Origin of the sequence: Arsukibacterium sp., assembly GCF_036735525.1 — a bacterium.
Taxonomy (GTDB): Bacteria; Pseudomonadota; Gammaproteobacteria; order Enterobacterales; family Alteromonadaceae; genus Alishewanella.
On sequence record NZ_DAINOE010000152.1, the window covers coordinates 853 to 3724 of the forward strand.

General features: G+C 45.8%; 2 protein-coding genes. Both read right to left on the reverse strand.

The features are described from left to right. A partial coding sequence (locus V7D78_RS16440; RefSeq protein WP_333609541.1) for a cohesin domain-containing protein occupies window positions 1-398 on the reverse strand: 398 nt, incomplete at its 3' end. A gap of 28 nt (window positions 399-426) precedes the next feature. After that, entirely contained in the window at window positions 427-2751 is a 2325-nt protein-coding gene (locus V7D78_RS16445) for a collagenase (protein ID WP_333609542.1), read from the reverse strand. Between the last annotated feature and the right edge of the window lie 121 nt (window positions 2752-2872).

Here is a 2872-nt window from a genome sequence, read left to right on the forward strand (position 1 = left end):
TCTTTTGCCGGAGCTGTAAAGGTAAAGATGGCCAGCTCAAGCTCGTCACCTTGGTTTGTGGCCAAAATGGTGGTATCTGCTTCGATATATGAGAATTCATTCAGTCGCAATATGCCATTGGCTTGTTCGTGTTTATGCCATTGTAGGGAGCCTTCGCCATCATCAAAACCCCGGTGAAAAGCCATGTTTTGTAATGCCATGTGCTCAGGTTGGTAAGACAATGTGGCATAAAAACCGGTCAGTACAGTTTGGTAGTCGCTGACTTTCAATGCAACGGTTATGGTTTCACCCGGAGCATATCCTTGTTTGTCTGCTGTCAGCCAAACTTGGGCTGCGTGGCTGTGATAACTTAACGTCAGTAGCAGAACAGTAGTGAGTGTTGTCAGTTTGGTCGTCATTTTTCATCTCCAAAATTTAGGGTATTCACTATTGAGCTGTATTGCAGCGACTCAAGCTGCATTGCTGCATAAGCGCTCGGATGTCCAGATGATCGACTTTACCGTCCAGATTAAAATCGTGCTGCTGATCGAGTAGATGAGTTTGATACAACATGTTGATAAACAGTGTTAAATCGTTATTGTCGATGGTTCCGTCGTTATTCAAATCTGCCGTTTTTGGCTCTGGCTCTGCTGCGCAGGAACCGTTGTCAGCGACCAGGCAATCGAGCCACTGATGAAATTCTGTATCTAAAGTGGTGCCCCAAGCTGCAATAATATCGTCGTATGGTGTGTATTCCGGCAGTTCAGGAGTGTTGTCATCCTGTTGCTGACCGCAGGTCCAGACCCAATTGCCAGTGGACCATTCACTGTCGTCATATAACCATAACCAGTTATTGGCAGTTGCTTCTGTTTTAAGCTTCCAGTCCCAGTCAAAACTGCAGGGTGAATTGGATATTGCATATTTGACAGCCCGCATAGTGGGTAATAGCTCGTTGTCAATCAGAGGCCGGTGGCGTTCGAACATAAAGCGCGTTGCAAGGTAACCCCAGTAATAAATGCGGGGCGTATCACCGTTGTCGTAGGTAGTCTGGAACAGTTCACTTAACTGATAAGTTTTGTTGGCAGCAGCAGCCATTGCATCGGTATTACTGTCAGCTTGAGACAGGTACTCTGCTAAACCTTCACCCCACCAGACAAGATTTGCTGGCTGATCATTGAAGCTGCCCCATTGGTTAAAGCGACCGTCCAGATAATGGATATACTCATGTTCTAAATTCCACACAACAAAATCCGGTTGTAGCCAGGTGGCCTGAAATGCAATAACACGTGCCTGGTTGTCCGGATCGAATGGTGTTCCCTCCAGATACATACCACCGTTATTAGTGTTGATATTGAAGAAGCTGCCGGCATAGTTCTGATAGTCGGTGGAAGATTGGAAAATGACTAATTCCAGTGCTGTATTTTGATCATTCGCCACCGGCGTGTTGGCGTTGGTGGCAAAAAGTGTATGGAAAGAATGTTCCTGTGCTGATAAATCCACGCAGACCTGTTGCAGATTGCTGGCAGAGATGGGTTTCTGATAGCGTATTTTTAGTGTAGCGCCGCAAGTGTGCTGACCGCTGAGGACTTCGTTTTCCAAATCAAAGTCACAAGCGTTGCCGTACAACTGACAGTTAGCACTGTCATAAAGCTTTACCATGCTCTGGGCATTTACCCAGCCTTTTGAACCGACACCGTTGAACTTGTAAGTGTTGAGAATATGTTGTAGTACCGGGCGTACGGTTTGTGCAATGTCGCCTTCAAACTTTAACATACGACCAAGTTCAGTGACAGCGTCTGCCCATTGATACTCGCGGGTATGCCCGATCAGCCACAGGGCATCGTTTCGCACAAAGTCACTGAGATTACTGATAATTTGCGGCTCGTTAATCAGCAATTGCTGCAAAGCGTTTCCGCCGGCATTCACTGCATTAAAATAATGGGTTAGTAACTGGGTCATGCCATTTTCTTCGTCGGTCACACCCCAGTTATCAGTGCGTGAGACTGTACTGGCATAACCTTTTATCGCCTGGCTGAAACGTTTCAGGTACGGCAAACGATCGGTTCCCGAGCTGGTGACCAGGATCAGCATTTCGTAGCGCAACATAAAATTGCGCGAAGCGTTTCCAATAAAGGTAATAAAATGGTCGCCGGCGAAATAGAGATTAAATGCCTGTACCAATGCATCACGGTATTCCTGAGCAAAAGCCCGGTTTGTCTCTTCAACCGAATGCATCGCCCGCAGGTAAGTGACAAGCCTTTCAAGTTCAACAGCACCACCGGCATCGGAACCATCAAAGTTGGTCAAACGAGTGTTAATCGCCTGCACAATGGTAAAGATTTTTGCATCGCTAAAATGTTCAGTGCCTGCAAAGTTGTTGTTATACAAGCCATATAGACAACTGGTAAGGTCTGCATTTTCTACTGCGCTTACTAAATCTGCACCATATAACGGCAATAAACTGGCGGGATCTGTACAACTATTTTCCGCCAGAGACTGCGCAGACGTTGCCAGCATGACTTTATCTGCGTCGGGGATTAAATGCACTGGCAGTCGGCGATTATGACGTTCGGCATAGAGTTTTGCCTGTATTTTGTCAAATTCGTTTGGAGACACCTGGCGTGGTGGTTTGGGAATTAACTGCTGTGCATGATGTTCATGACTATGCTGTAAATCCTGGGTAAGTAAGCCGGGGTGGGAAGGACTTGAGAGTTCATTTGCTCCCAGAGCACTGCTTACTAGCATGCCGAGTAACAAAGTGTTTGCTTTCATCGTGTGCTGTTCCTTTGAGATTGAGATTATTATTATTCGCCGACTAAGGCTTGGTCAATTTAGCATAATAAATATTGTATTCAATATTTATTATGCAGTCGATTTGCTACTAAAAATTAAG